Source organism: Photobacterium kishitanii (genome assembly GCF_003026355.1).
Taxonomy (GTDB): domain Bacteria; phylum Pseudomonadota; class Gammaproteobacteria; order Enterobacterales; family Vibrionaceae; genus Photobacterium; species Photobacterium kishitanii.
Window position 1 is genome coordinate 40,792 of sequence record NZ_PYON01000007.1, and the last position, 26,586, is coordinate 67,377.

The following is a 26,586-nucleotide window of genomic DNA, read 5'->3' on the forward strand; positions in this document are numbered from 1 at the left end:
ATCAGTTAAACATCCTCTTATTATCACTACGTGATATTAGTTCATGTTTTTATATGTCAAATGTGGATAACTAACTGTAATAAGAGCAAAAAAAAGAGGCTAGTAATAGCCTCTTTTTATATATCAGTATAATTAACCGACTGCAGGTATTATTCCAACCATTTGTAATAACTGTGCGGTGATAATAATAATACCGACGATAGTTACAATACCTAAAGACAATGAGCCACCTTTTACAACATAGCCTGATTGATGGTTTGTAGCATGCTGTGCTTTACGTTGTGCTCTAACCATAGCGACGGGTAAAAATATAGCCAAAATCACCAATGAAATAGCAGCGTAACCTAATGCCATAATAAACCCTTGTGGGTAGAACACAGCAAAAGCGAGAGGTGGTAAAAAGGTGATTAAAGCTGTTTGCCCACGACCAGCAAAATGATTACCACGATTAAGTGTATCAGCTAGAAAATCAAACAGTCCTAAGCTCACACCAAGGAATGAGGTTGCTAATGCAAGGTCTGCAAAAATAGATACAGACTGACCTATCATTGGATTGTGAAGTAATTGACTTAAGCTACTGATAAACGAACCAAGGGTACTGTTAGCCATTAATTGTGGCTGTCCCATAATACCTTGGCTGGCTAATTGCCATAAAATGTACACTACCAGTGGTAGTGCAGAGCCAAAGATCATGATTTTTTTCAGTGCTTTAATATCAATCCCAATGTAACGCACAATTGAAGGGATACTGCCGTGAAAGCCAAAGGATGTAAAAATAACAGGTAAGGCAGATAAAATTAACCCTTTCTCGATCGGCATTTCAACCAGATGTTGCCCCTGAACATGCGGCAGTAATAATCCAAGCATTACTGCAAGAGCCACTACTTTTGCAGTGAAGAGGATACGATTAACCATATCAACACTGTGTGTGCCTATTGATACAACACTAGCAATAGCGATAGTAAAAATCACCGCACCTATTTGAGGAGCAATAGTTGTTCCTGTCCAAGTAGAGATCTTTTCACTTAATTGGCTTCCACCCCCAGCAATGTAGGCGGCGCATAATGCGTAAAATAAGAAGAACATTGCCAAGGTTGCAATGGTTTGTCCCTTACGACCTAATAATTGGTGTGCCAATGAATTTAATGTCGAAGAGGGATCTGCGTGTTGGTGAACTTCTAGCATTAATAATGCGGTATAGGTCATTAATGCCCAAATACCGATCATAATAATTGTTGCGGTGGTGAAACCTAAACCTGCAGATGCAAGAGGAAGAGCTAGCATACCCGCACCAATAGTAGTGCCAGCAATGATCAGCATACTGCCGAATGTTTTATTTAAAGACATGATTATGTCACTCCCTGAGGATAAAAATGTAACTTGGGAGGGGTATAAATATACCTGTGGTCGCTCCCTATATATAAAGCAGGCCACAATGGCATAATCGAGATGACGTGTTTTAAAATGTTTACACCTAGATTGAGCCACTGTGGCTATCGATAGGCTGTGTTTAGATGGTTAGTTCGCACGTTTATTCTCTCTTCATTAGATATAATAACAAATTAAAGATGTTCTGCTATTGCTATTAGTCGCTACATTAACGATAGAGTTTGTTACTGTCAACTTATCTTTATTATGTAAACTATTGTTTACGGTGCTTGTTAAGATAAACAATAATCAGTAATAAAGCCGATATAATATTCTATCTATGGCTTAAGGTTAGGCATAAACTGTAGTTAATAAACAGGATTTTATAAGGAATAATAACCATGCTTAATGTAGTGATGATCAGTACTGGTGAAGAAGTACTGTATGGCGATATTACGGATACAAATGCAGCATGGTTATCGGCACAGTTTTTCGAACAAGGTTTTGCGATGACGCGTCGAGTAACTGTGGGTGATGACTATGAAGCATTAGCAAAAGAAATTGAGATGTGTAGTTTAAGTGCCGATATTGTGATCGTAAATGGTGGTTTAGGGCCAACATCAGACGATCTTACGGCGGCATCTGCTGCAATGGCTGCTAATGTTGGTCTTGAGCAATCGGATGCTTGGATTGCTGAGATGAAAGCGAAGTATCAGCAATTAGGTCGAGTGATGCCCGCTGCTAATCTTAAACAAGCGATGTTACCCGAAGGTGCGGAATTAATTGATAATCCTGTTGGTACTGCATGTGGGTTTATTATGCAGTTAAATCGCGCGTGGTTATTTTTTACTCCCGGAGTGCCGAGTGAGTTTAAAGTAATGGTGAAGGAACAAATATTACCGCGCCTGCAAGCTATGTTTAATGTAACGGATAGTAAAGTTTGCCATCGTCTTTATACTTATGGATTATCTGAATCTAGCATTAGTGATCTCTTCCAAGTATTAACATTGCCTGATGGCTATTGTTTAGGTTATCGATCATCGTTACCTTTTATTGAAATAAAGTTATTTGCTCCTCAAGATGATATTCGGTCAACGGCGTTATTATCCCAAATGACAGAGTTGCTTGGTGACAATATTGTCGGAGAGGGGGAGTCTTTACTTGATTCAATTGCGAACTTATTACCAAAGGATGCCACGCTAGCATTATCAGAACAAAGTTCGGGTGGATTTGCGATTAATTGGTTACAAGATGTGTCGTCATTAAGTGCGAGATTAGCGCAGAGTGAGGTCATGACTGATAGGGTAGATGAGCATGCTTGTGTTGAAGAATTATCAACCTTAATTGCATTACGTGCACAGCGATTGCATTTACACTCATCTGCAACTTATACACTAACAACTGGCCCGTCATTAATTGATGGTGGATTTATGCTAGGCCTTACAACCCCAGATGGTTGCTGGTGTCAGCAGTTAATGTTTAAGCGTCAATATCGTAATTATGATCGACGTTGGATTATATCAACTGTGTTATTTGATATGTTACGTCGCTATTTACAAGGTAAAGAAGTGTTTGGCTGTTATGAGTCACTCGATCGTGTTGTAAGTGAGCGATTATAGAATCTTATAATAAGAATAAGGTAATGTATTACAGGCATTATTATTATTTTGAATGCTGTATTATTGTGATAATAAGTGATAGGATTCAGAAAAAGTTAGTCGCAAATCATTGTCTGGATGATTAATACTGAAGTTATGATCATGATCGCGACTCAAAAAATAAGCAGAGTAATTTCTTCAAATAAATAGACATAGATTTAAGGAAAAATAATGGCTTTCAAATTAAAAAAAGTAGTATTGGCAACATCCGTTATGTTATCCGCTTTAATGCTACAAGCATGTAATGATAAAGAAGCTACCGTTAAAGCACCTCAGCAACCAACAGCTGTTGTTCAAGCAGAGAAAGCTGATATGAAACCATTAGATGTAAGTGTTATTTATTTAGATCGTCGTATGCTACCGCCAGGCGCTGTGTTGAATGTTACACTTGAAGATGTATCACTTGCAGATGCGCCATCAGTGACATTGAGTACCGAGTCGATGGATATAGCGGGGGCGCCACCTTATCCAGTAACGTTGAATTATGATGCCAATAAAGTAAAAGCTAATCATCGTTACAATGTGCGCGCAACAGTGAAAGTCGATAATAAATTGATCATGACTTCAACTTCAACAATGGATCCATTTGCCGTTGATGCAAAACAGCCATTAGAGGTTAAATTAGATCGTGTTGCACCTGCTCAAAATGCAGCTCCAGAGGCAAATCAACCGACTCTTGCTGGACCACAATGGCAATTGGTCACCTTATCAGGTCAAGCAGTTCAACCTGGCGCAGGTGGTAATAGTGCTTTTATTCAATTTGATGCAGCGACTAAAAATGCCAGCGGTTTTTCTGGTTGTAATAATTTTCACAGTGCATTGGAGTCTCAAACAGCAACAACATTGACGTTAGGCCAAGCAGCATCTACACGCAAAATGTGTATGGATGGAATGGAACTAGAACAAGCATTTTTAGCAGCATTACCTGAGTTTTCTACTTATAGTATTAATAATAATATATTAAGTATTAAAGATAATAATGGTAATGTTATTGCGACTTTTAAAATAAAATAATAGTCTAATCAAAAAGTATTATAGCGTATAGAAGAAGCTTTTCTTTTATGCGCTTTTTTTCGCGTAAATATTAGTTATTGATTAATAAATAAATAACAAGATTACTTAGTTCATATATTTAAAACATGCAAAAAAAAAGGTTATTTTATTCTTACCGCATCAAAATATTTGAATATATCATTAACAAATAAACCTATCCTCATATTTTAAATTATACTTATTCCGATATAAAACATTGGTGTCTAATTTCATTGAAATAATATTATTTTAAAGATAATTAATAAGCTATAAGGTAGTTTACGCTATGAGTTCAAACAGTAACAAAATGGGACTAATGGGATTAACGACCATAGTTACCGTTAATATGATGGGATCGGGGATAATATTATTACCCTCAAGTTTAGCCGCAACAGGAGGAATAGCTTTACTTGCATGGGTTGTTACTGCAATAGGTGCATTAGCAATAGCTTATGCGTTCGCTAAATGTGGTATGTATTGTAGTGATGATGGCGGTATGTCAGCTTACGCAGAAAAAGCGCATGGTAAATCCAGTTTTTTTATTGCCTCTTATACTTACTATGTGTGTCTTGTTATTAGTGCTGTTGCTATTGCGGTATCAGCTGTCGGATATTTAGAGTATTTTATTCCATGGTTAAAAGAAACGCCAATACATACCTTTGTTGGCGTTATCTCCATTTTAATTATTACTATGTTTGCGAATGTAAGAGGAGCAAAAATAACGGGGGGGATCTCAACAATAACAGTATGGGGGATTATTATTCCAGTGCTGGGTTTATCTATAATAGGCTGGTTTTGGTTTGATCCTAAGATATTTGCAGAAGCATGGAACCCTAATGATATCTCTGTTGGTAGCGCTGTCTATGCGGGTATGGCATTAACATTATGGGCATTCTTAGGTATTGAATCAGCAGGTGCTAACTCAGGGACCGTTGAAAATCCAGAACGTAATGTGCCACTTGCTTGTATGCTTGCTACTGTGTTTTCTGCTGCTACATATATTGCTTCAACCACAGTTATTCAGGGGATTATTCCCAATGAAGTATTATCTAAATCCGATTCCCCATTTGGATTAGTTTTCGCACAGATGTTTAATCCATTTGTAGGTGAAATTATTACGGCAATGGCAATTGTTGCATGTCTTGGATCATTATTAGGTTGGCAGTTTACTAATGCGCAAGTATCTAGAGTTGCTGCAGATATGCGATTATTCCCTAAAATATTTGGTGAGTTAAATAAATATGATGCGCCGTTTAAAGGCATGATGCTTATGTTGGCATTTGAATTAATTCTTGCCGTTATGACCATTTCCCCAACATTATTAAAACAATTTAATGTGTTAGTTAATCTTGCTGTATTTATTAATATGGTACCTTATATTCTTTCTCTAACTGCCCTCGGTATTATTATGAGAAATGCCAATGTGAATCAAAAGGAATATCGTAACGGTATTATTATAGGTTCTGTCGCTGTTTTATATAGTATTTATGGCGCTTATTCTACTGGAGAAGAGGCCGTATTTTATGGTGCTATAATTACCTTGCTTGGTTATTTCTTCTATGGGTTTATTGCTAGTCGTGAAGCTGTAATTAATAAAGAGTCATCGTGAATTTAATTATTTCAAATGAAATTTAATTATTAATCTGATATTAAAGGATTGTATATGTTGAATTATGGTAAGCATATGAGAGTGTTAATTTTTGATAACTCTCAAGCTACAGGTGTGGTTGCTAATGCTATCGACCGATTAGTTGAGCAATTTGAAGATGAATCAATTATTGTTGCCAAAGCATCTACTTACGATGATTGTTATTCAATGCTGAATGTCAATATGGCTATTGATTGCTTTATGTTGACCTCGAGCATGACGGGGCAACAGCAAGAAGAGAACGATATGTTCTTTTCACTCATTGAAAAGTTGAATCAGCGCCAACAAGGTGTTCCTGTTTTCTTATTAGCGGAACGTAAGAAAATGACCTTAACCGTTGATCGCCATTTAATGTCATTAGTGAGTGAATTTGCTTGGATTCTAGAAGATACCTCTGATTTTATGGCGGGCCGAGCGATTGCTGCGATGCAACGTTATCGAGAGCAATTATTGCCACCGTTAGCAAATGCAATGATGAAGTACGATAGTGTGCATGAGTATTCATGGGCTGCCCCTGGCCACCAAGGTGGGGTGGGTTTTCTAAAAACACCTGAAGGTCAGCGGTTTTATAATTATTACGGTGAAGGGCTCTTTCGTTCAGATATGGGGATTGAGCGTGGTTCTTTAGGTTCATTACTTGATCATACCGGTGCATTTGGTGAAAGTGAGGATTATGCCGCTAAGGTTTTTGGGGCTGATAAATCCTATTCATTGGTAACAGGAACTTCTGGAGCCAATCGTACCATCATGCAAATTTGTATGAGGGAAAACACCTTAGCAATTTGTGATCGAAATTGTCATAAATCGATAGAGCAGGGGTTAATGTTAACGGGAGCATTACCTGTCTATATGGTACCGACTCGTAACCGTTATGGGATCATCGGTCCAATTTATCCTGAGCAAATGTCGCCCGAAGGTTTAAAAAAATCAGCCGAAAGTAGTGAGTTAACAAAAGCTCAAGCGGGCGGGCAGGCAACCTATGCGGTGGTTACAAACTGTACTTATGATGGTTTATGCTATAACGCTAAACGCGCTCAAGATATTTTAAGTGAAAGCAGTAATAGAATTCACTTTGACGAAGCATGGTATGGCTACGCACGTTTTAATCCTATTTATACTGATCACTTTGCAATGCGTGGCGAACCAGAAGAAACCCCCGATGATGGACCAACGGTCTTTGCTACTCATTCAACCCATAAATTGTTGAATGCACTGTCTCAAGCGTCATGGATCCATGTTCGTTATGGTAAAGATCATATCAACTTTGAACGCTTTAATCAGTCATACATGATGCATGCGACCACATCACCGTTGTATGCTATTAGTGTTTCTAACGATATAGCTGTTTCACAAATGGCTGGTAATCGAGGAGAGTCATTAACCAATGAAGTGATCAAAGAAGCGGTTGATTATCGTCAAGCAATGGGACGTTTACATCGAGAGTTTGTGGCTGATGGCGATTGGTTCTTTAAACCATGGAATGCGGAATCTATCGTTGATCCAGATACTGGGGTCGAATATGCATTTGAAGATGCACCAGCAGAATTATTAGCCACTAATCAAGATTTTTGGATCATGAAGCCTGGTGATAAATGGCATGGTTTCGACGATATTCCTAAAGATTGGTGTATGCTCGATCCCATTAAGGTCAGCATTTTAGCGCCAGGTATGGGGGATAATGGTAAGTTACTTGATACAGGTGTTCCGGCAGCGTTAGTGACGCAATATTTAACTCGTTTTGGTATTGTGCCAACGCGTACCACTGATTTCCAAGTGATGTTCTTGTTCTCAATGGGGATAACGAAAGGTAAGTGGGCAACCTTAGTGAATACCTTACTCAGTTTTAAAACGCACTATGATAATAATACCCCATTAAAATCAGTACTGCCTGATTTAGCAGCGAGTCACCCGCAAGTGTACGGCGATTTAGGCTTGAAAGACTTGGGTGATAAGATGTTTACCTATCTAAAAACGCATACTCCATCTGAAATGTTGAATGCCGCTTATTCGACGTTACCAAAAGCAGATATCACCCCACGAGCAGCGTTTGAAGCGATAGTCGATGATAATGTTGAAATGGTACCATCGACGAAACTACAAGGCCGTATTGCTGCAAATGCAGTTATTCCTTATCCACCAGGTATTCCAATGTTGATGTCAGGTGAGAACTTTGGCGATGCAAATAGCCCTCAAATTGGTTATTTACACAGTTTAGAAATTTGGGATAAAGAATTCCCTGGTTTTGAGCATGAAACTGAAGGTACGGAAGTGGAAGATGGTGTTTATCATGTGATGTGTGTGAAGTAATTACAGTTAACGATTATATTTATAGTAAGTAAAAAATAGCCCTTTATATTTTATCTCGATTTAATGAGTTAAAGATATTTTAGAGGGCTATTTTAGTGTTAGTTACTTTAAGGTTACGATTAGGTTGGTAATCAAAGCTAATTTCAATATCTTGTTGTGGAATAGAGCAACAACTTAATATTTCATTTGAACCAACGAAAGCTAGAGTATCTTGCTGAGTGACAGAGCCTGAGATCAGTTTACATCGACAAGCACCGCACATTCCATGGCGACACTGGTACTCTGGTTCAATACCTGCTTTTTCTAATTGGGTTAATAAAGGTTCATGGCGATTGCCACAAACCTTAATGCCATTAACCGTAATGGTTAATTGACTCACAACTCAAAATCACCGAGATCATCAGCGCTAATATCATTATCGATTTGACCGACAAGATATGAACTAATTTCAGCTTCCTGAGGAGCAACTTGGACATTATCTGATGATAACCAAGAATTTATCCATGGAATTGGATTTTGATTTGCGCCGTCATAAGCTGGGCGTAAACCGACAGCTGCCATACGTAAGTTAGTAATGTATTCAACATACTGGCACAAAATTTCTTTGTTTAAACCAATCATTGAGCCATCTTTAAATAGGTATTCAGCCCATTCTTTTTCTTGCTCCGCTGCTGCTTTAAAGATACTGAAACACTCTTCTTCACATTCAGCTGCAATAATTGCCATTTGTGGATCATCATGGCCATTACGTAGCAAGTTCAACATATGTTGAGTACCCGTTAAATGTAGTGCTTCATCACGTGCAATCAGCTTGATGATTTTTGCATTACCTTCCATTAACTCACGCTCAGCAAAAGCAAATGAGCAGGCAAAACTAACATAGAAACGTATAGCTTCTAATGCGTTTACTGACATTAGACACAGGTACAGTTTCTTTTTAATTTCATGTAAATCGACAGTGAAACTAATGCCATCAGCTGAGTGTTGGCCTTCACCGTAACGATGATAATCATTGGTTGCAGAGATTAGATCATCATAATATTTAGAAATATCACCAGCACGCTTGATAATATGCTCATTACGGACGATATCATCAAAGATAATCGACGGGTTATTAACGATATTACGAATAATATGCGTATAAGAGCGTGAGTGGATTGTTTCAGAAAATGACCATGTTTCGATCCATGTTTCTAATTCAGGTAGTGAAACGATAGGCAGTAATGCTACATTTGGGCTACGACCTTGAATTGAATCAAGTAGGGTTTGGTATTTTAAGTTACTGATAAAAATATGTTTTTCATGATCTGGCAGGTTATTGTAATCAATGCGATCACCAGATACATCCACTTCTTCTGGACGCCAAAAAAAACTTAATTGCTTTTCGATAAGTTTTTCGAAAATTTCAAATTTTTGTTGATCGTAACGTGCAACATTCACTGACTGACCAAAGAACATTGGTTCTTTAAGTTGATCGTTACTTGTTTGACAAAAAGTACTGTAGGCCATGATATCCTCAAATCAAAGAGGAGCCCTAAGGCTCCCTTTGAATGCTTAAATTTTACAACTTGTACAATCATCACCACTCAGGTCGCTCTGGCTATCAGATGCGCCATCTCGAGTGTTATGGTAGTACAGTGTCTTAACACCTAATTTATAAGCATTAAGCAGATCTTTTAGTAGCAGTTTCATTGGAACTCTGCCACCAGGCTGTTTACTCGGATCATAGTTAGTATTTGCCGAGATAGCCTGATCAATAAATTTCTGCATAATGCCAACAAGTTGTAGGTAGCCATCGTTGCTGCCAATGTTCCAAAGTAACTCGTAGTTGTCTTTGTATTTAGCAAACTCAGGAACAACTTGCTTGAGGATACCATCTTTTGATGCCTTTACGGAAACGTATCCACGAGGTGGTTCAATACCATTGGTCGCATTTGAAATTTGCGATGATGTTTCTGATGGCATTAAAGCAGAAAGGGTCGAGTTACGCAGACCATGAGTTTTAATCTCTTCGCGTAATGTTTCCCAATCGTAATGCAACTCAGCATTACAAATATTATCGATATCTTTTTTGTAAGTATCGATTGGCAAAATACCTTGTGCGTAGGTTGTTTCGTTAAATAACGGACATGGACCTTGCTCTTTAGCTAAATTAACAGATGCTTTCAATAGGTAATATTGAATCGCTTCAAAAGCTTCATGAGTTAGATTATTTGCACTACCGTCTGAATAACGAACACCGTGTTTTGCTAGGTAATAAGCAAAGTTGATAACGCCAACACCTAGAGTACGACGATTCATGGTAGAACGACGTGCAGCAGGCAACGGGTAATCTTGGTAATCTAATAACGCATCGAGTGCACGAACTGTTAATTCAGCGAGTTCTTCTAAGTCATCTAAGGTATCAATTGCACCTAAGTTGAATGCAGATAATGTACATAATGCGATTTCACCATTTTCATCTTCAACATTCTTCAATGGCTTGGTTGGCAAGGCAATTTCAAGACACAAATTTGATTGACGAATTGGCGCGACAGCCGGATCAAATGGGCTGTGTGTATTACAGTGATCAACGTTTTGAATGTAGATTCGACCCGTAGATGCACGTTCTTGCATCAGTAATGAGAATAATTCAATCGCTTTAATTGATTGTTTCTTAATGCTGTCATCTTGCTCATACAAGTTGTATAAACGTTCAAATTCTACTTGGTCAGCAAAAAATGCATCGTATAGCCCTGGAACATCAGAAGGAGAGAACAATGAGATGTTCTGACCTTTGATTAAACGGGTGTACATTAATTTGTTAATTTGTACGCCGTAATCCATATGACGAACACGGTTTTCTTCTACGCCACGGTTGTTTTTAAGCACTAGCAGCGATTCAACTTCACGGTGCCAAATAGGGTAGAATAACGTTGCCGCACCACCACGAACACCACCTTGAGAGCAGCATTTAACCGCCGTTTGGAAGTATTTGTAGAACGGGATACAACCGGTATGGAATGCTTCGCCACCACGAATTTCAGATCCCAATGCACGAATTCGACCAGCGTTAATACCAATACCTGCACGTTGAGAGACATAACGTACAATTGAACTTGCCGTTGCATTAATTGAATCGAGGCTATCATCACATTCAATTAGTACACATGAGCTGAATTGACGTGTAGGTGTACGTACACCAGACATGATCGGCGTTGGTAATGAAATTTTGAATGTCGAAGAAGCGTCGTAAAAGCGTTTGATATAATCAAGACGTGTTTCTTTCGGGTATTTATTGAACAGTGCAGCTGCAATTAATAAATACAGAAATTGCGCACTTTCAAAAATTTCACCAGAGACACGGTTTTGAACAAGGTATTTACCTTCAAGCTGCTTAACTGCAGCGTAAGAAAAATTCATGTCGCGCCAGTGATCGATAAACGTATCCATCACTGCGAATTCTTCTTCGGTATAATCATCTAATAAATGGCTATCGTACTTACCTTTTTCGACCAAGTTTTTGACGTGGGTAAATAGGGCTGGTGGCTCAAATTGACCATAAGCTTTTTTACGAAGATGGAAAATTGCCAATCGAGCAGCAAGGTATTGGTAATCTGGTGTTTCTTCTGAAATTAGATCAGCCGCCGCTTTGATGATAGTTTCGTGAATATCATCAGTACGAATACCGTCATAAAACTGGATATGTGACTTTAGTTCGACTTGAGAAACCGATACATTTTCTAGGCCTTCTGCAGCCCAGTCGATGACACGATGGATTTTGTCGAGATCGATAAGTTCTTTACGACCGTTGCGCTTGGTAACTGTTAGTTGTTGAGTCATTTGTTGTTGTTTTCCCAGTTTTCCTTGCAGATGATATTTTTTTGCAATTTATCTATTAGATTAGCAAAGAATGTGATCTTTATTTATAAATATCGTTATTCGGCAGAAACACTACATGTTGGGGTGTTGAGCGAAAGTGCTTACAAGATAGTGGTGAATGCGAGGTTTTGCAAGATGGTATTTTTTGACCAGCTGTGGATAACATGGGGATTTTAATAAAAAAGTTAGTACCAACTCACTGATGTAGCGAATAGCATCAAATAGATAGTAAAAATCAATGCCTTTTACGTTATTTTTTCAGATAAATAAATTTTTTTTTTATTGCTTTTTGGGCTCGAATTTGAGTTGGATAAATGGTGAGTTTTTAGTTAAAGACAGCGTTAATAGTCCTTGATCTTACTGGTTTTTTTTGGTTGTAAAATAGTAAATGTAATTACATTTGTTAGTAGAATGTAGTTTAAAGGAGATAATGTGATCTCCTTTAATATTCGTTTTGATCAACTACAATGGTTTAATCGTATGAACGATGTAATTCACATCGACATTATTGCCTAGACTATAGGTGTTGGTGAGTGGATTGTAGTGAAGTCCAATAATATGACGATCTTGTAGTGGTGTTTTATCGATCATTGCTATTAATTCTGATGGACGAATGAATTTTTGATGATCATGAGTCCCTTTAGGTACGAGCTTCATAACATATTCGGCCCCAACAATCGCAAATAAATAAGATTTAATATTACGATTCAATGTTGAGAAGAAAACATGCCCGCCAGGTTTGACCATTTTGGCACATGAAGCAATAACTGATGCAGGGTCGGGTACATGTTCTAGCATTTCCATACATGTTACGACATCGTAAGCTTCATGATGATGTTCAGCGTGTTCTTCGGCTGTACATTGAACATAATCGAGTTTTGTTCCTGTCTCTAATGCATGCAATTTTGCAACCATTAAAGGTTCTTTACCCATATCAAGGCCAGTTACATTAGCCCCTTCAATCGCCATGCTTTCCGCTAAAATGCCACCGCCACAACCGACATCAAGTACTTTTTTGCCAAATAAACCATTGGCGTTGTCAATGATGTAATTTAAACGTAAGGGATTGATTTGATGAAGTGGTTTGAATTCGCCTTCTAGATCCCACCAGCGTGAAGCTATTTGTTCAAACTTTTCGATTTCTGCAAGGTCAACATTGCGTGATTTGGTCATGTTAATGGTGCCATTTTCCTTAATAGATAGTCGCTATTATGCGAAATAAAGTGGTAGTTGCAAAGGATAACTGTGAGAAACACGGGCACAAAAAGAGGATATTCATAATAAGAAAAGTATATGGGCGCCAAGTACAATCGTGCTACTTGGCGAAATTTGGTGTCACTCATTAAAATTACTTATTGTGGCTGGAATGAGTTCTGGTGTGAACATACCACCAGACAAGGTGGTGATAGCAAGAATGAGCATTAAAATATATTTACCTACAATGATTGATATGCCAATCATATTAATTGCTGCACCCATCACTTTATCCTCAGTGGATTTATGTTGCTAACAAGTACGGAGTGTTCAAATTAACGATAAGGGGTATTTTAAACACTAATGTATCAGTTATTGCGAAAATAAGTTCATTAACAGCAATCGCTAATATTTAATACAGTGTGCTCAATAAAGATGATTAATAAATGGTCAAATGTCGCATTTTTGATTTTATTTTGTTAATTTTCAGCTGTTCTCTTATAAAACAGTGTTACATCTTGCTTTTACAAATGGTTACATACTCTGTAGGTTAAAGGGAGTAGTTTAAGGTAGTTGGCATAATGAACAATAAATAAACAGCCATATGCGGTTAATCCACAGATGTGACGATGTTTGTTTCTGTTTTCTTTAAATTCCGCTAAATTACTCATAACATAAGTCGTGAAAGGTGGCCTATTTAGGCTGAAATATGCTATATTATTGCACCTTGCACGTATAAAAATACGACAGAAATTACCTGAGGGATATTGGCTCCATGAGCGATCTTGCAAAAGAGATCACGCCCATAAATATTGAAGAGGAGCTGAAAAGCTCTTATCTCGACTACGCGATGTCAGTTATCGTTGGTCGTGCTCTTCCTGATGTGCGTGATGGCCTTAAGCCTGTGCACCGCCGCGTTTTATTCGCGATGAATGTGCTAGGCAATGACTGGAATAAAGCATATAAGAAATCTGCCCGTGTGGTAGGTGATGTTATCGGTAAGTATCACCCACATGGTGATAGCGCTGTATACGATACTATTGTACGTATGGCGCAACCGTTCTCACTGCGCTACATGCTTGTAGATGGTCAAGGTAACTTCGGTTCAATCGATGGTGACTCTGCCGCTGCGATGCGTTATACCGAAGTCCGTATGTCTAAAATTGCCCATGAATTATTGGCTGATTTAGATAAAGAAACGGTTGATTACGTTCCTAACTATGATGGAACTGAGCAAATACCAGCAGTTTTACCAACGAAGATCCCTAACTTATTAGTGAATGGTTCTTCTGGTATTGCCGTGGGTATGGCGACGAATATACCGCCCCATAACCTTGGTGAAGTGATTAACGGCTGTTTAGCATATATCAATGATGAGAGCATCACTATTGATCAGCTAATGGAATATATTCCAGGCCCTGACTTTCCAACTGCTGCGATGATCAATGGCCGTAAAGGTATCGTTGATGCTTATCATACTGGTCGCGGTAAAGTTTACATGCGTGCCAAAGCTGAAATCGAAACTGAAAAGAATGGTCGAGAAACTATTCTGGTTCATGAGATTCCATATCAAGTTAACAAAGCACGTTTAATTGAAAAAATTGCTGAGCTTGTTAAAGATAAGAAAGTTGAAGGTATTAGTGCATTACGTGATGAGTCAGATAAAGACGGCATGCGTATTGTTATTGAATGTAAGCGCGATGCGGTTGGCGAAGTTGTTCTGAACAACCTTTATGCTCAAACTCAGTTGCAAACGACATTTGGTATCAACATGGTTGCGCTTGATAACGGCCAACCAAAGATCTTCAATCTAAAAGAAATGATTAAGTGCTTCGTTAATCACCGCCGTGAAGTGGTGACACGTCGTACAATTTACGAATTGCGTAAAGCACGTGATCGCGCTCATATTCTTGAAGGTCTTGCACTTGCATTAGCAAATATTGATGAAATTATTGAATTAATTCGTCGAGAAAACACACCAGCAGAAGCCAAAGCTGCACTAGTTGCTCGTGGTTGGCAGTTAGGTAATGTTGCTGCAATGCTTGAGCGTGCAGGTACTGATGCTGCGCGTCCAGATTGGCTAGAAGAGCAATTTGGTATTCGTGATAATCAATACTATTTAACGGAACAACAAGCGCAAGCTATTCTTGATCTTCGTTTACATAAGTTAACAGGTCTTGAGCATGGCAAGATTCTTGAAGAATATAAGCAACTTCTAGAAGAAATCGCTGAACTAATGTTCATTCTATCAAGCTCCGAGCGTTTGATGGAAGTGATCCGTGAAGAACTAGAGCTAGTGAAAGAGCAGTTTAGCGATGAACGTCGTACTGAAATCACAGCTGCAAGCAATGATATTGATTTAGAAGATCTGATCCCTAAAGAAGATGTTGTTGTAACACTTTCTCACGAAGGTTACGTTAAGTACCAAATCTTGAGCGATTATGAAGCGCAACGTCGTGGTGGTAAAGGTAAAGCAGCAACGCGCATGAAGCAAGAAGACTTCATTGAACGTTTGTTGGTTGCTAATACCCATGACACGATTTTATGCTTCTCAAGCCGCGGTCGTATGTACTGGCTGAAAGTATATCAATTACCATTAGCTAGCCGTACTGCTCGTGGTAAGCCAATTGTGAATATTTTACCACTAGAAGAAAATGAGCGTATTACTGCTATTCTTCCTGTGCGTGAATACACAGAAGACAAGTTTGTCTTTATGGCAACCGCTGATGGTACCGTGAAGAAAACACCATTAACTGACTTTAGTCGTCCTCGTAGTGCCGGTATTATTGCCGTTAATCTACGTGAAGGTGATTCATTGATCGGTGTTGATGTAACTGATGGTGATTGCGATATCATGCTGTTCTCAGCATTTGGTAAAGTAGTACGTTTCTACGAAAGCCCAGTTGTTATTGACGATGAAGGCAATACTAAAGGTGGCGTACGCGGCATGGGTCGTACTGCGGCTGGTGTTCGTGGTATTAAACTTGCTGAAGGCGATAAAGTTGTTTCGCTAATTGTGCCACACAATGAGGGCGATATTCTTACAGTAACTGAAAATGGTTATGGTAAGCGTACTGGACTTGCTGAGTACCCGGCGAAGAGCCGTGCAACTCAAGGTGTAGTATCAATCAAAGTCTCTGATCGTAACGGTAGCGTTGTTGGTGCTGTTCAAGCAGAAGACGGCGATGAGTTTATGATGATCACTAATGGAGGCACACTGGTTCGTACTCGTGTTGCTGAAGTAAGTCGTGTTGGTCGTAATACTCAAGGCGTTACACTTATCCGTACCGCTGAAGACGAAAAAGTAGTTGGTCTACAGCGTATTGATGAGCCAGCGGAAGAAGAATTAATTGAAGATGCAGAGTTAGTTGATGGTGAGACTGTTGAAAATACAGAACAACCAGCAGCAGACGCAGAATCAGGTGATTCAACCGAACAAGAGTAAGCATTATAGTGCTTTATTCTAAATAAAACGCAGCCATTGGCTGCGTTTTTTTTATCCACGCATTTATAAATAATGTAATTTTTAATTAAGCCTTTAAAGTTGCGCAATAAAGGTGTAAAAATAAATAAACGATCTCTATCACAATGTTGATATTTACCGTTAATGTCTGTTTTTTAATGCTAAAAGTAGTACAGATTGTGATGCTATTAGCTTTATGAAGCAGTAATTTTTTATTGTGCAACTCGAGCAGGAGCAAGTACAACATTATGGATAAGGTTTATAACTTTTGTGCCGGACCGGCAATGATCCCCGCTGATGTGATGGCGCAAGCCCAACAAGAATTAATCGACTGGCAGGGTTTAGGCACTTCCGTTATGGAAATCAGCCACCGTAGTAAAGAGTTTCTTGCGGTTGCTGCTCAGTCAGAACAAGATTTACGCGAATTACTGAATATTCCAGCTAATTACCATGTGTTATTTTGTCATGGTGGTGCTCGTGGCCAGTTTGCCGCTGTACCGTTAAATTTATTGGGTGAAGCAGCAACCGCTGATTATATGGATGGTGGTTTTTGGGCGCACAGTGCGATTGAAGAAGCATCTAAGTATTGTCAGCCAAACAGTGTCGATATCACTTGTATTAAAGAGGGTAAAAAAGCCATTTTACCAGCAGTAGAATGGCCGCTTTCCGATGACGCTGCATTTGTGCATTTTTGTCCAAATGAAACTATTGATGGCATTGAGATTCGTGACTTACCTATTACAGACAAACCGATTGTCGCAGATATGTCATCAACTATTTTATCGCGTCAAATCGATGTGTCTAAATATGGAGTCATTTATGCTGGAGCCCAAAAAAATATTGGTCCTGCTGGATTAACGATTGTTATTGTTCATGATGATTTACTAGGTAAAGCAAAATCAATTTTACCGAGTATTTTAGACTACACAGTTTTAGTTGATAAAGAGTCAATGTTTAATACACCACCGACATTTGCATGGTATTTAGCGGGTGAAGTGTTTAAATGGCTAAAAAGTGTCGGCGGCATTGCGGTAATGGAACAACGTAACCTTGCGAAAGCTAAATTATTATATGATTTTATCGATCATTCTGATTTCTACATTAATGACGTCCATGCAGATAATCGTTCAGTGATGAATGTACCATTCCAATTGAAAAATTCTGAGCTCGATGATGTATTTTTAACCCAAGCAGAAAAAGCAGGATTAAAAGCATTGAAAGGGCATCGTGTGGTAGGTGGTATGCGCGCCTCTATTTATAATGCGATGCCATTAGAAGGCGTACAGGCATTGGTTGATTTTATGCGAATGTTTGAAAAAAATAACGCTTAATTAATTTAAATGTACAGCATTGATAAAAATACACACCTAAAGTGTGTATTTTTTTAATAAGCAATAATAAGTAATACCTAGTTACAATGTTTTTGATTGAGCCTTTAACATTGCTATATATAATCCAAGGCTAATTTCTATTGCTATGTGAACGTATGTACAAAAGCTCAGTATTAAAATCATATTACAACGATTATATCCGTGATATTTCGATTGTTTTCTTATTATTACTGCCTCTAATTATTTGTAATGCGATTACGCTATTTGTTGGCCATGGATTAAATTTGGCTCAGTTGAGTGATTTAGCCAATAAATTTTTTTATTTTTCTAATTTATTAATTGGTATTTATCCTATAGCACTGTGTTTAATCACTAGCTATTATATAGCAACTAAACATGGCGTGAATGCAATGGTGGTAGTGCCATATTCATTATTGCTATTTATTGCAGTATCTGTCCCTAACGAATTAGTTTCAGTACAGAGTGGGTTGCCTAATAATCCATTGATAGCGTTACTTGCTGCAATGATCTCTGCAATATGTTGTATCTCATTTCGTCTCTTTCCATTAGATCCTTCACGAATTGATTTTGTAAACACGCTTTATAAGCATGTATTACACTTTTTTTGTTTCCTGCTTTTAACTGTGGCTTTGGCAAAACTAACTAAAATTATTATGGCCTTAAGTGAATACGTGCGACATGACCTTTCTCTTAATCCATTAACATTTTATGGCGGTTTATCGTATCAATTTATTTTAGGATTATTAGGTGCTATTGGTATTAATGGCCATAATTTCCTTTTTAGAGCCAAACAACAATTATTCGAAAATACTCAAAAAAATATTGCCGATTGGCAAGCGGGGGAAGCTTCTTTAAATGTGTTAGGACAGGGTTTCTATGATGCTTTCTTATCAATGGGCGGTTCTGGAAATAGCATTAGTCTGTTGTTATGTATTTTATTATTTTCAAAAGATAGACGGCATATTACCTTAGCTTTATCAGCCTTACCGTTAGTGATATTTAATATAAATGAACTATTACTCTTTGGTTTACCCATTATTTTTAATCCTACATTAATTATGCCTTTTGTGTTGGTACCATTGGTTAGTTTTGTGGTTGTATATGGCGCAATCACATTTGGATTAGTGAATCCGGTCAGTACTATTGTTGATTGGATGACACCGCCTTTTATTAGTGGCTATATTGCAACTCAGCACAGTTTATCTGGTGTGGTATTGCAGGTTGTGGTGGTCATAATTGGTATTGTTATTTATCGACCATTTTACCTTCATTATGCGGGAAGAAGTCAAAGTAATAATATGACGATAAGTCGGCAGCATGAGCTTGACCGCAGCACATTAAAATCATTTTTAGGTGACGTTAACCAAGTAATGAGTAGCTATATCAATAAACATGATATCAGTCGCCGTGTGAGTCGAATGCTTAGTCGTGGCGAGTTTATTATGCATTATCAACCACAGGTACACTTGAATAATGATCATTGTTTATCTTTTGAATCTCTTATTCGCTATAAAGATCCTAAAGGAAAATTATGGCCACCAGTCTTTATTCAAGATTTTCAGCAATTAGGCGCCATAAAACAGTTGGATAAAATGGTTATTGATTTAGTGTTAATTGATATTCAAAAGATGCCATTAGAGAAAAATTGTAAAGTGGCAATTAATGTTTCAGCAGAAACAATTTCTGATAAACATATTGTAGCATATATTGTTGAACGCTTGAGTTATTATGATATTTCACCACAGGTACTGGAAATAGAGATCACAGAAGAAGCGATTATTGATAATGACAAACAAGTTTCTGAGAATATTGCAGTATTACAAGCATTAGGTATAACAATTGCTATTGATGATTTTGGCTCAGGTTATGCTTCTTTTCCACATTTACTCAAATTCAATTTTGATAAGGTGAAGTTAGATCGATCATTATTGTTTAATATTGAAAATGAGCGTGAAAAAAGTTTATATCAGCTTTTAGCTAAAATTAGTGAAGTAACTGGTTGTGTATTGGTTGCTGAAGGTGTGGAAACTGAGGCTGAAAAATACTTCGTGCAACAGTGCGGTATTGATATTTGCCAAGGTTTTTATTTTGCTAAGCCAATGCCGCTTGATAATGCTTTAGCGTGGACTAAAACTGCAGCGTTAAAGGATGAAAATATTGCGAAACAAGGCTGTTTTTCAATCTAAGATTTCATTTGTTAAACGCTGATTATACTTTATGAGTAAAAATAAAGAGTAGGATTATCAACAGTCTTTCACTGTATAAGAATGTTATGGATCCACTTATCTTTTTCGCTTGTTTATTGGTATTTATTTGTGGATGTTTTATCCAAAGTGCTCTCGGTTTTGGTATGGGAGTTCTTGCTGGGCCATTTATTTTATTACTTGAGCCGCGTTTAATGCCGAGTGCCGTTGTTTTTATCGGTATGTTTATGTCTGCAATTGTGTGGTATCAGTATCGTCATGCTGTATCACTTCGTTTTTTAATCTTTGCTTTTTTAGGACGCTTACCAGGTACATTAGTTGCTGCTTATGTATTAATGGTGATCTCTACCGATCAATTAGAGATTATGCTGGGAGTGACGGTATTAGCGGCAGTGATATTAAGTTTAGCTAAATTACGCTTAGCACCAACATCACTTAATTTGTTTATTGGTGGTTTTATTTCGGGTGTAACAGGCACAGCGACAGGAATTGGTGGCCCACCGATTGCTTTGCTGATGCAAGATGAAGAGCCAGAAAGTATTCGCGCTAATTTAGCCGCGTTTTTTTGTGTAACAGGTGTTATTTCATTGGTCGCACTTCATTATTCAGGACGGTTCACAATGGCTGATTTTAGCTCTATTGTATGGCTGTTACCTGCCCCTATAATTGCTAGTCTTATTGCTTATCGCGTCCGTAATAAAATCAAAAAGCAGGTGATGCAATATGGAGTATTAGTATTATGTTCGTTGTCTGCTGTTGTTTCATTATCACAAGGGCTACATGTGTTCCGTTAGAACAATAATATTCTGAGCTAATAAGTTATGAATGATAATAATATAGGTTTAGTTATTGTTGAGGATAAATAAATTTATTAGTATCAAACCCTGCTTGCTTAGCGAGGGTAAGGTAGTGAGTGAGTAATTTCGGTGATATGTTTTTTTCGCGTGCTAAAATCCATAAATAGTCGTAGTTATAGCTACTGACTAGCGCTGCAGAATAATCCTTTTCAAGGGCAAAGATAATATAGCTACCATAAAAGGGTCCAAAGAAAGACACTTTGAGATAGCCAATGTTTGGTTGTTTAACAAATTTTGCTTTGCCTTGTGCCTGTTGCCATTGTTGATTAGCACTATTAAAACCACGGTTAATAACGTTGATCGTTTTATCTGTATTTAGACTATAAGTCGCAGTTACCTGATCTAAACCGCGTTCAAAACTATGATCCAATCTAGCTATTTCATACCATTGGCCTAAATAACGATTTACATCAAAATTTGTAATTGGTTCAACGTTATTGGGCTTGCCTGTAGTACAGCCGCTAATCATGCTTAATAAGCTGATACTGCAAAACCATTTAATATAAGCAAGCATCCAATATTCCTTAATCTATGGCTGTGGTGATGAGAAAGTAATCTTAGCGGTAAAAGTGACCTCATTATCTGTAATCGTGAACGGCCATTGCATGCGCTCACAAATACGTTGCACGATAACCAATCCGCAGCCATAGCCTTGGTTATAGATTTCATTACCATCATGGCGATTGATGATTATCAGTTGCTCATGTACCAATTTTATTTCTATATCACCAATACTGTAGCTAAATGCATTTTTTATCAGATTATTAATGATGATAGTAATAAAACTGAGAGGGGCACTAATAGTCGCTGCATGATTAATCTCAAGATAGTAGCTCGCGTCTTGTTTAGCAAATAAAGGCTCCATTACAATTAGTTGCTGACGAAGCTGAGCGGCAAGATCACACTGACTAAAATGATGCTTTTCAATTGATTCTTTACCTAACAATAAAAATGTCTCGGTTAAGATCCGCATATCGTCACTAGCTTGATGTAATCTATTTATCGCTTTTTTGGCAACGTTAGGTTGGTTGGGTACTTTATTGAGTAAATCAGCTGAGCCTTGAATCACCATGATTGGAGTACGTAATTCATGGGATGCAAAACGACTAAACTCTTTTTCACGTTGAAAAAAGCCAGCAATATTGTTTTTACTATCAAGTAATGCTTGTTCAATCTCTCGTGTTTCACGGTATTGCGTTTCAACTTCAAAGTTTGGTTGATCAGGCGGCATTTGGCGAATTTTCTGATCTATTTTGGCTAATGGCTGTGATAAAGAACGTACAAAATAGAAGCTGTATCCACCCATGATTAACGATAGTAGTAGCCCAAAAATGAAGGTGAAATAATGCAGGCTATCTTCATAGTCATCAAGATAATCATCGGCATCATCTTGATAAATAACATACATTAGTCCTCTTCCTGATGGGTGATCAAAGACTAAAAAATGTTTATCTTCCGTACCACGTAAATGCTCAAAAAAACCTGGCTTATTATATTTTTTTATCCAATTTGGTAATGATTTCTCACTCCAATAACTTTTAAATTCACTATTATTAGGTAGGGGTGCATTCTCACCCATTTCTTTATAATCAATAATATATTGGCTTGATTCTTTATCTAGCCAATGATGAAGACTAATAATCTCTAATTGATTTTCTGCAACATAAATGACGACCCAGAATAAAACAAACATGCCAAATGTCATTAATCCAAAACTTAAGCCAACCTTACGGTAAATACTTGGAAAATTATTCGGTTTTGATGCGGTAACCTTGTCCATGAATTGTCTCTAATCGTGAAGTGGCAAAATCTTTATCAATTGCGTTGCGTAAACCATAAATATGGCTACGTAAAGCGTCGCTAGATGGGGACTCTTCTCCCCAGACCGTATCAATTACTTGTTGGCGACTAACAATATTGGGTGCATGGTGTAATAACACTTTAAGTATTTTAAATTGAATACGACTTAACTTGATGGTTTTTCCATCACGACTGACTTGATCGCTACGGTTATTCATTACAATATCAGCGTATTTTAATAGTCCAATATCTTGTCTAGGACCTCGATTTGCTAAGGCATATAGTCGTAAGCACAGTTCTTCCATCGCAAAAGGTTTTAATAGATAATCGTCTCCACCTGCTTTAAAGGCTGCAACTTTATCTTCTAGGGTATCTTTAGCGGTTAAGAAAAGAATCGGAGTACCGCAATAGATTTCATTACGTATTTTTTGTACTGCAGCAATACCATCTATTTTAGGCATCATGATATCCATGATGATGACATCATAATGGTTATTTTCAACAAACGTTAATGCCGCTTGTCCATGATAGGCACAATCAACTGTCATACCTTCTAGTTCTAAGTAATCAGCAATAGTTTCAACAATCTGATGGTTATCATCAACAATAAGAATTTTCATCTGTTCAATTACGCTCTTCACGAATACTTCACGTTTGAGGGAATAGTATACGCGGCAATAAAACAATATTCATAATTTGTTCATAAAAAGGTTTGTATTCATGAAGAAAATCACATTAGCGACATTGATTGGTCTCGTTCTTACTGGTTGTGGTGGTGGCGGTGATGATAGTGCTTCACCTCAACCTCCTGTTGAGACTAAGCCACAAGCTGTTCAAGGTACAATTAATGCCGTTAATGTTGGCGCCAATACGATAGAAGTTAATGGCCACAGTTATAACGTAGCGTCAGTAGCGTATGGTACAGATACTCAGTTTACAATTAATGATCTTCAACAAGACATGATGGTTGCTGTTTCTACTTCATCAAAAGTAGGGGCACAAGTTCAATTAGAACCAACCATGGTAGGTAGGGTTACAAGTATTGATCGTGCTAAGTCAACATTTGTTGTTAATGGCGCGACATTAAAATTCTTGCTTAATCAACATATTGACGTTGGTGATTGGGTGATGGTGTCATCGTTACCACAAGCAACTGACGCTGGTCTTGGCTATAAAGTACTTTCAGTCGTGAAATTTGAGCATGAGGGTATTGTTGGTCTGTATGAAGTTGAAGGGCGCTTATCAGCACTAGATTCTAACGCTAAATCATTTGTATTAGGTGCTGCAACTAACGTTGATTATAGCGGTGCCGTAATTGAAGATAATGCCAGATTACTAAATGGTCAGTGGGTTGAAGTTAAAGGCCAAATGAACGGCAATACTTTTGATGCCGCGGAAGTTGAAGTTGAAACCTATGATGATTTCGATAATGACAATGAAATTGAAGGTGTCGTAACCTGGGTGAGCCGTGATAAAAGCCAGTTTGAGTTAAATGCCCGTGGTCGATTTATGGTGACAGGAGTTACTCGCTTTGAAGATGGCACTAAAGCTAACTTAAATGTTGGAGTAATGATTGAAGTTACAGCAGTGAACGGCATCGCGCGCGAGATTGAATTTGAAAATGATTTCGATGGTGATTTTGGCGACTCTTGGCGTGAATTTGAATATACTGGTCAACCATCAATTGTGAGTCAGGATAATACTTTTACTATCAATGGTAGAGTGGTTCATATTGATGCTTACACTGAGTTTGATGATGGTTTAAATAAAGATAATATTAGTTATCATAAAGTTGAAGTTGAAGGTGTGATTATTGGTACTCGTTACGTTGCGCGTGAAATCGAACGTGAAGACGACTAACTAAACCGTAATCATTGCTACAAAAGCGCCTATTATTGAGGCGCTTTTTGCATTTTAAGGGAGCGGTTTTATTTATAGTGACTATTCATTGATACAAAAACGTTGTTCTAAGTAACATTGAATTGATTGTTCGCTAGCATCAAATTGTGGTGAAGGTACCTTAGTTGGATCGATCCACTGCCAGCCCTCACATTTATCCGGTTCTTTTAAGGTTAATTCGCCGCTAAATTGAGTTGCGAGTAGAGCGACACTAATATAATGCTTACCTGATTCATGATAAGTCGTGAGGTTATTGGTTACAGCGATCACTTGTGGTTGATAAATAGTGAGTCCAGTTTCTTCTTCAACTTCACGAATAGCGCATTGGCTGAATGTTTCGCCTAATTCCATGTGTCCGCCGGGAATAGAATAATACGGTGCATGACTATTTTTACGTTTACCAATTAATATTTGACCGTGTTGATTAACAATAATAATCCCAATCCCAACCATGGGTGTTACAGCATTCATTATTACTCCAAGATTTAGCCATGTTATATACAACTACTTTACCGCAATTAGTAAGTAGATGGTGGAACTATATTTAATAGAGTTATCAAAAATATAAAAAACTGTCGCTAGATAACAGCGACATTATTGGGTACTCTGCTAGATAAGAAAAATTAGGATTGGAAGAATAATAAATGGAAAGTTTAACCTTACAACCGATTGCCAAAGTTAATGGCGAAGTGAATTTACCAGGATCTAAAAGTGTCTCAAATAGGGCGTTGTTATTAGCGGCTTTAGCACAAGGTACAACACGCTTAACTAACTTATTAGATAGTGATGATATTCGCCATATGCTTAATGGATTAAAGCAACTTGGGGTTAATTATCGGTTATCAGCAGATAAAACCGAGTGTGAAGTTGATGGTTTAGGGCATGCCTTTACTGCGACAGAACCGCTTGAATTATATTTAGGTAATGCAGGCACCGCAATGCGGCCATTAGCGGCCGCACTGTGTCTCGGCACTGGTGAATATATATTGACTGGTGAGCCAAGAATGAAAGAGCGCCCAATCGGTCATCTTGTTGATGCTCTACGTAGTGCTGGCGCTGAGATCACTTATCTTGAAAATGAACACTACCCACCCTTAAAGATTATTGGTACTGGCTTAAATGGCGGTGAGGTTGAAATTGATGGTTCGATTTCAAGCCAATTTTTAACTGCATTTTTAATGGCGGCGCCACTTGCTAGCGCTGATACGGTGATAACTATCAAAGGTGATTTGGTTTCGAAACCTTATATTGATATTACCCTACACATTATGGCGCAATTTGGGGTTAAGGTTGAAAACCGTGATTACCAGCAGTTTGTAGTTAAAGGTTGTCAGCAGTACCAATCACCGGGAGAGTTTTTGGTTGAAGGTGATGCTTCATCAGCCTCGTATTTTTTAGCTGCGGCTGCCATTAAAGGTGGGGCGATAAAAGTAACGGGTATTGGCAAAAATAGTATTCAAGGTGACATTCAATTTGCAGACGCACTTGCCGCTATGGGGGCTGATATTGAATGGGGTGATGATTACGTCATTGCTCGTTGTGGTAAATTAACCGCTGTTGATATGGATTTTAATCATATTCCAGATGCAGCGATGACAATAGCAACAACAGCATTGTTTGCTAAAGGCACAACTTCAATTCGTAATGTTTATAACTGGCGCGTAAAAGAAACAGATCGTCTTGCTGCTATGGCAACCGAATTACGCAAAGTAGGTGCGGAGGTAGAAGAGGGCAGTGATTACATTACTATTACTCCACCAACAAAGCTTAACCATGCAGTGATTGATACTTATGATGATCATCGAATGGCGATGTGTTTTTCGCTGGTGGCATTAAGTGATACCGCGGTGACGATCAATGATCCTAAGTGTACCTCAAAAACATTCCCAGATTATTTTATTAAGCTGCAGAGCTTAAGTGCGTAGTTTTGAGTAGTTGATTAT

20 protein-coding genes are annotated in these 26,586 nt (G+C 38.0%); 10 read left to right on the top strand and 10 right to left on the bottom strand.

Annotation, left to right across the window (positions count from 1 at the left end):
* Positions 1 to 132: 132 nt before the first annotated feature.
* Complete coding sequence (gene tyrP, locus C0W29_RS09810; RefSeq protein ID WP_045044353.1) at positions 133 to 1,347, bottom strand: tyrosine transporter TyrP; 1,215 nt, start codon at positions 1,345 to 1,347, stop codon at positions 133 to 135.
* A gap of 422 nt (positions 1,348 to 1,769) precedes the next feature.
* Between tyrP and C0W29_RS09815 the strand changes: the two genes are divergently transcribed.
* The 4 genes from C0W29_RS09815 to adiA all read left to right on the top strand — a co-directional run bounded on the left by C0W29_RS09815 (position 1,770) and on the right by adiA (position 8,013).
* Positions 1,770 to 2,987 (top strand): CinA family nicotinamide mononucleotide deamidase-related protein, encoded by a 1,218-nt coding sequence (locus C0W29_RS09815; protein WP_045041604.1) that lies wholly within the window; start codon positions 1,770 to 1,772, stop codon positions 2,985 to 2,987.
* Positions 2,988 to 3,197: 210 nt separating this feature from the next.
* Positions 3,198 to 4,040, top strand: a complete 843-nt coding sequence (locus C0W29_RS09820; protein WP_045041603.1) for an META domain-containing protein — start codon at positions 3,198 to 3,200, stop codon at positions 4,038 to 4,040.
* Positions 4,041 to 4,344: 304 nt separating this feature from the next.
* Positions 4,345 to 5,667, top strand: coding sequence for a putrescine-ornithine antiporter (gene potE, locus C0W29_RS09825; RefSeq protein ID WP_036795330.1), 1,323 nt, complete (start codon positions 4,345 to 4,347; stop codon positions 5,665 to 5,667).
* Between the two features lie 54 nt (positions 5,668 to 5,721).
* The gene (adiA, locus tag C0W29_RS09830; RefSeq protein ID WP_036795328.1) at positions 5,722 to 8,013 is read left to right on the top strand and encodes an arginine decarboxylase; all 2,292 of its coding nucleotides are present in this window, start codon (positions 5,722 to 5,724) and stop codon (positions 8,011 to 8,013) included.
* Between the two features lie 79 nt (positions 8,014 to 8,092).
* On the opposite strand, the gene yfaE is transcribed toward adiA, so the two are convergent.
* The 5 genes from yfaE to C0W29_RS21745 all read right to left on the bottom strand — a co-directional run bounded on the left by yfaE (position 8,093) and on the right by C0W29_RS21745 (position 13,353).
* Entirely contained in the window at positions 8,093 to 8,392 is a 300-nt protein-coding gene (gene yfaE / locus C0W29_RS09835; protein WP_045041602.1) for a class I ribonucleotide reductase maintenance protein YfaE, read from the bottom strand.
* A complete protein-coding gene (gene nrdB, locus C0W29_RS09840; RefSeq protein WP_045041601.1) occupies positions 8,389 to 9,522 on the bottom strand; it encodes a class Ia ribonucleoside-diphosphate reductase subunit beta in 1,134 nt (377 codons plus the stop codon). Before nrdB ends, yfaE begins: the two co-directional genes overlap by 4 nt.
* A gap of 45 nt (positions 9,523 to 9,567) precedes the next feature.
* Complete coding sequence (nrdA, locus tag C0W29_RS09845) at positions 9,568 to 11,835, bottom strand: class 1a ribonucleoside-diphosphate reductase subunit alpha (protein ID WP_036795322.1); 2,268 nt, start codon at positions 11,833 to 11,835, stop codon at positions 9,568 to 9,570.
* Positions 11,836 to 12,336: 501 nt separating this feature from the next.
* Positions 12,337 to 13,047 carry a bifunctional 2-polyprenyl-6-hydroxyphenol methylase/3-demethylubiquinol 3-O-methyltransferase UbiG gene (ubiG, locus tag C0W29_RS09850; RefSeq protein WP_045041600.1) on the bottom strand — a complete coding sequence of 237 codons (711 nt, stop codon included), beginning with the start codon at positions 13,045 to 13,047 and terminating at the stop codon, positions 12,337 to 12,339.
* A 162-nt stretch (positions 13,048 to 13,209) separates the two neighbouring features.
* Positions 13,210 to 13,353 carry a hypothetical protein gene (locus C0W29_RS21745; RefSeq protein ID WP_162836313.1) on the bottom strand — a complete coding sequence of 48 codons (144 nt, stop codon included), beginning with the start codon at positions 13,351 to 13,353 and terminating at the stop codon, positions 13,210 to 13,212.
* A 490-nt stretch (positions 13,354 to 13,843) separates the two neighbouring features.
* Here C0W29_RS21745 and gyrA point away from each other — a divergent pair, with 490 nt between their 5' ends.
* The 4 genes from gyrA to C0W29_RS09870 all read left to right on the top strand — a co-directional run bounded on the left by gyrA (position 13,844) and on the right by C0W29_RS09870 (position 20,881).
* Positions 13,844 to 16,513, top strand: coding sequence for a DNA topoisomerase (ATP-hydrolyzing) subunit A (gyrA, locus tag C0W29_RS09855; RefSeq protein ID WP_045044354.1), 2,670 nt, complete (start codon positions 13,844 to 13,846; stop codon positions 16,511 to 16,513).
* Between the two features lie 266 nt (positions 16,514 to 16,779).
* Entirely contained in the window at positions 16,780 to 17,862 is a 1,083-nt protein-coding gene (gene serC / locus C0W29_RS09860) for a 3-phosphoserine/phosphohydroxythreonine transaminase (protein ID WP_045044355.1), read from the top strand.
* Positions 17,863 to 18,017: 155 nt separating this feature from the next.
* The gene (locus tag C0W29_RS09865) at positions 18,018 to 20,069 is read left to right on the top strand and encodes an EAL domain-containing protein (RefSeq protein WP_045044356.1); all 2,052 of its coding nucleotides are present in this window, start codon (positions 18,018 to 18,020) and stop codon (positions 20,067 to 20,069) included.
* An 86-nt stretch (positions 20,070 to 20,155) separates the two neighbouring features.
* Positions 20,156 to 20,881 carry a sulfite exporter TauE/SafE family protein gene (locus C0W29_RS09870; RefSeq protein ID WP_036795313.1) on the top strand — a complete coding sequence of 242 codons (726 nt, stop codon included), beginning with the start codon at positions 20,156 to 20,158 and terminating at the stop codon, positions 20,879 to 20,881.
* 52 nt (positions 20,882 to 20,933) lie between these two features.
* Here C0W29_RS09870 and C0W29_RS09875 read toward each other — a convergent pair whose 3' ends face one another.
* From C0W29_RS09875 to C0W29_RS09885, 3 genes are read right to left on the bottom strand one after another with little or no spacing between them, the layout of a single operon-like run.
* The gene (locus tag C0W29_RS09875) at positions 20,934 to 21,458 is read right to left on the bottom strand and encodes a lipocalin family protein (RefSeq protein ID WP_045044357.1); all 525 of its coding nucleotides are present in this window, start codon (positions 21,456 to 21,458) and stop codon (positions 20,934 to 20,936) included.
* Positions 21,459 to 21,473: 15 nt separating this feature from the next.
* Entirely contained in the window at positions 21,474 to 22,724 is a 1,251-nt protein-coding gene (locus tag C0W29_RS09880; protein WP_045044358.1) for a sensor histidine kinase, read from the bottom strand.
* Complete coding sequence (locus C0W29_RS09885; protein WP_036795309.1) at positions 22,693 to 23,364, bottom strand: response regulator transcription factor; 672 nt, start codon at positions 23,362 to 23,364, stop codon at positions 22,693 to 22,695. Before C0W29_RS09885 ends, C0W29_RS09880 begins: the two co-directional genes overlap by 32 nt.
* A 100-nt stretch (positions 23,365 to 23,464) precedes the next feature.
* Between C0W29_RS09885 and C0W29_RS09890 the strand changes: the two genes are divergently transcribed.
* Positions 23,465 to 24,604 (top strand): DUF5666 domain-containing protein, encoded by a 1,140-nt coding sequence (locus tag C0W29_RS09890; protein ID WP_045044359.1) that lies wholly within the window; start codon positions 23,465 to 23,467, stop codon positions 24,602 to 24,604.
* Positions 24,605 to 24,685: 81 nt separating this feature from the next.
* Here the strand turns inward: C0W29_RS09890 and C0W29_RS09895 are convergent, their stop codons facing one another.
* Positions 24,686 to 25,114, bottom strand: a complete 429-nt coding sequence (locus C0W29_RS09895) for a nucleotide triphosphate diphosphatase NUDT15 (protein WP_045041594.1) — start codon at positions 25,112 to 25,114, stop codon at positions 24,686 to 24,688.
* A gap of 173 nt (positions 25,115 to 25,287) precedes the next feature.
* Between C0W29_RS09895 and aroA the strand changes: the two genes are divergently transcribed.
* On the top strand, positions 25,288 to 26,568 hold the full coding sequence (gene aroA, locus C0W29_RS09900) for a 3-phosphoshikimate 1-carboxyvinyltransferase (RefSeq protein WP_045044360.1): 1,281 nt from the start codon (positions 25,288 to 25,290) through the stop codon (positions 26,566 to 26,568).
* Positions 26,569 to 26,586: the final 18 nt, after the last annotated feature.

What these genes read in the sequence shown, in the direction of transcription:
- tyrP (WP_045044353.1), bottom strand. Translation starts at nt 1,347, where the DNA reads ATGTCTTTAAATAAAACATTCGGCAGTATGCTGATCATTGCTGGCACT.
- C0W29_RS09815 (WP_045041604.1), top strand. Translation starts at nt 1,770, where the DNA reads ATGCTTAATGTAGTGATGATCAGTACTGGTGAAGAAGTACTGTATGGC.
- C0W29_RS09820 (WP_045041603.1), top strand. Translation starts at nt 3,198, where the DNA reads ATGGCTTTCAAATTAAAAAAAGTAGTATTGGCAACATCCGTTATGTTA.
- potE (WP_036795330.1), top strand. Translation starts at nt 4,345, where the DNA reads ATGAGTTCAAACAGTAACAAAATGGGACTAATGGGATTAACGACCATA.
- adiA (WP_036795328.1), top strand. Translation starts at nt 5,722, where the DNA reads ATGTTGAATTATGGTAAGCATATGAGAGTGTTAATTTTTGATAACTCT.
- nrdB (WP_045041601.1), bottom strand. Translation starts at nt 9,522, where the DNA reads ATGGCCTACAGTACTTTTTGTCAAACAAGTAACGATCAACTTAAAGAA.
- nrdA (WP_036795322.1), bottom strand. Translation starts at nt 11,835, where the DNA reads ATGACTCAACAACTAACAGTTACCAAGCGCAACGGTCGTAAAGAACTT.
- ubiG (WP_045041600.1), bottom strand. Translation starts at nt 13,047, where the DNA reads ATGACCAAATCACGCAATGTTGACCTTGCAGAAATCGAAAAGTTTGAA.
- C0W29_RS21745 (WP_162836313.1), bottom strand. Translation starts at nt 13,353, where the DNA reads ATGGGTGCAGCAATTAATATGATTGGCATATCAATCATTGTAGGTAAA.
- gyrA (WP_045044354.1), top strand. Translation starts at nt 13,844, where the DNA reads ATGAGCGATCTTGCAAAAGAGATCACGCCCATAAATATTGAAGAGGAG.
- serC (WP_045044355.1), top strand. Translation starts at nt 16,780, where the DNA reads ATGGATAAGGTTTATAACTTTTGTGCCGGACCGGCAATGATCCCCGCT.
- C0W29_RS09865 (WP_045044356.1), top strand. Translation starts at nt 18,018, where the DNA reads ATGTACAAAAGCTCAGTATTAAAATCATATTACAACGATTATATCCGT.
- C0W29_RS09870 (WP_036795313.1), top strand. Translation starts at nt 20,156, where the DNA reads ATGGATCCACTTATCTTTTTCGCTTGTTTATTGGTATTTATTTGTGGA.
- C0W29_RS09875 (WP_045044357.1), bottom strand. Translation starts at nt 21,458, where the DNA reads ATGCTTGCTTATATTAAATGGTTTTGCAGTATCAGCTTATTAAGCATG.
- C0W29_RS09880 (WP_045044358.1), bottom strand. Translation starts at nt 22,724, where the DNA reads ATGGACAAGGTTACCGCATCAAAACCGAATAATTTTCCAAGTATTTAC.
- C0W29_RS09885 (WP_036795309.1), bottom strand. Translation starts at nt 23,364, where the DNA reads ATGAAAATTCTTATTGTTGATGATAACCATCAGATTGTTGAAACTATT.
- C0W29_RS09890 (WP_045044359.1), top strand. Translation starts at nt 23,465, where the DNA reads ATGAAGAAAATCACATTAGCGACATTGATTGGTCTCGTTCTTACTGGT.
- C0W29_RS09895 (WP_045041594.1), bottom strand. Translation starts at nt 25,114, where the DNA reads ATGAATGCTGTAACACCCATGGTTGGGATTGGGATTATTATTGTTAAT.
- aroA (WP_045044360.1), top strand. Translation starts at nt 25,288, where the DNA reads ATGGAAAGTTTAACCTTACAACCGATTGCCAAAGTTAATGGCGAAGTG.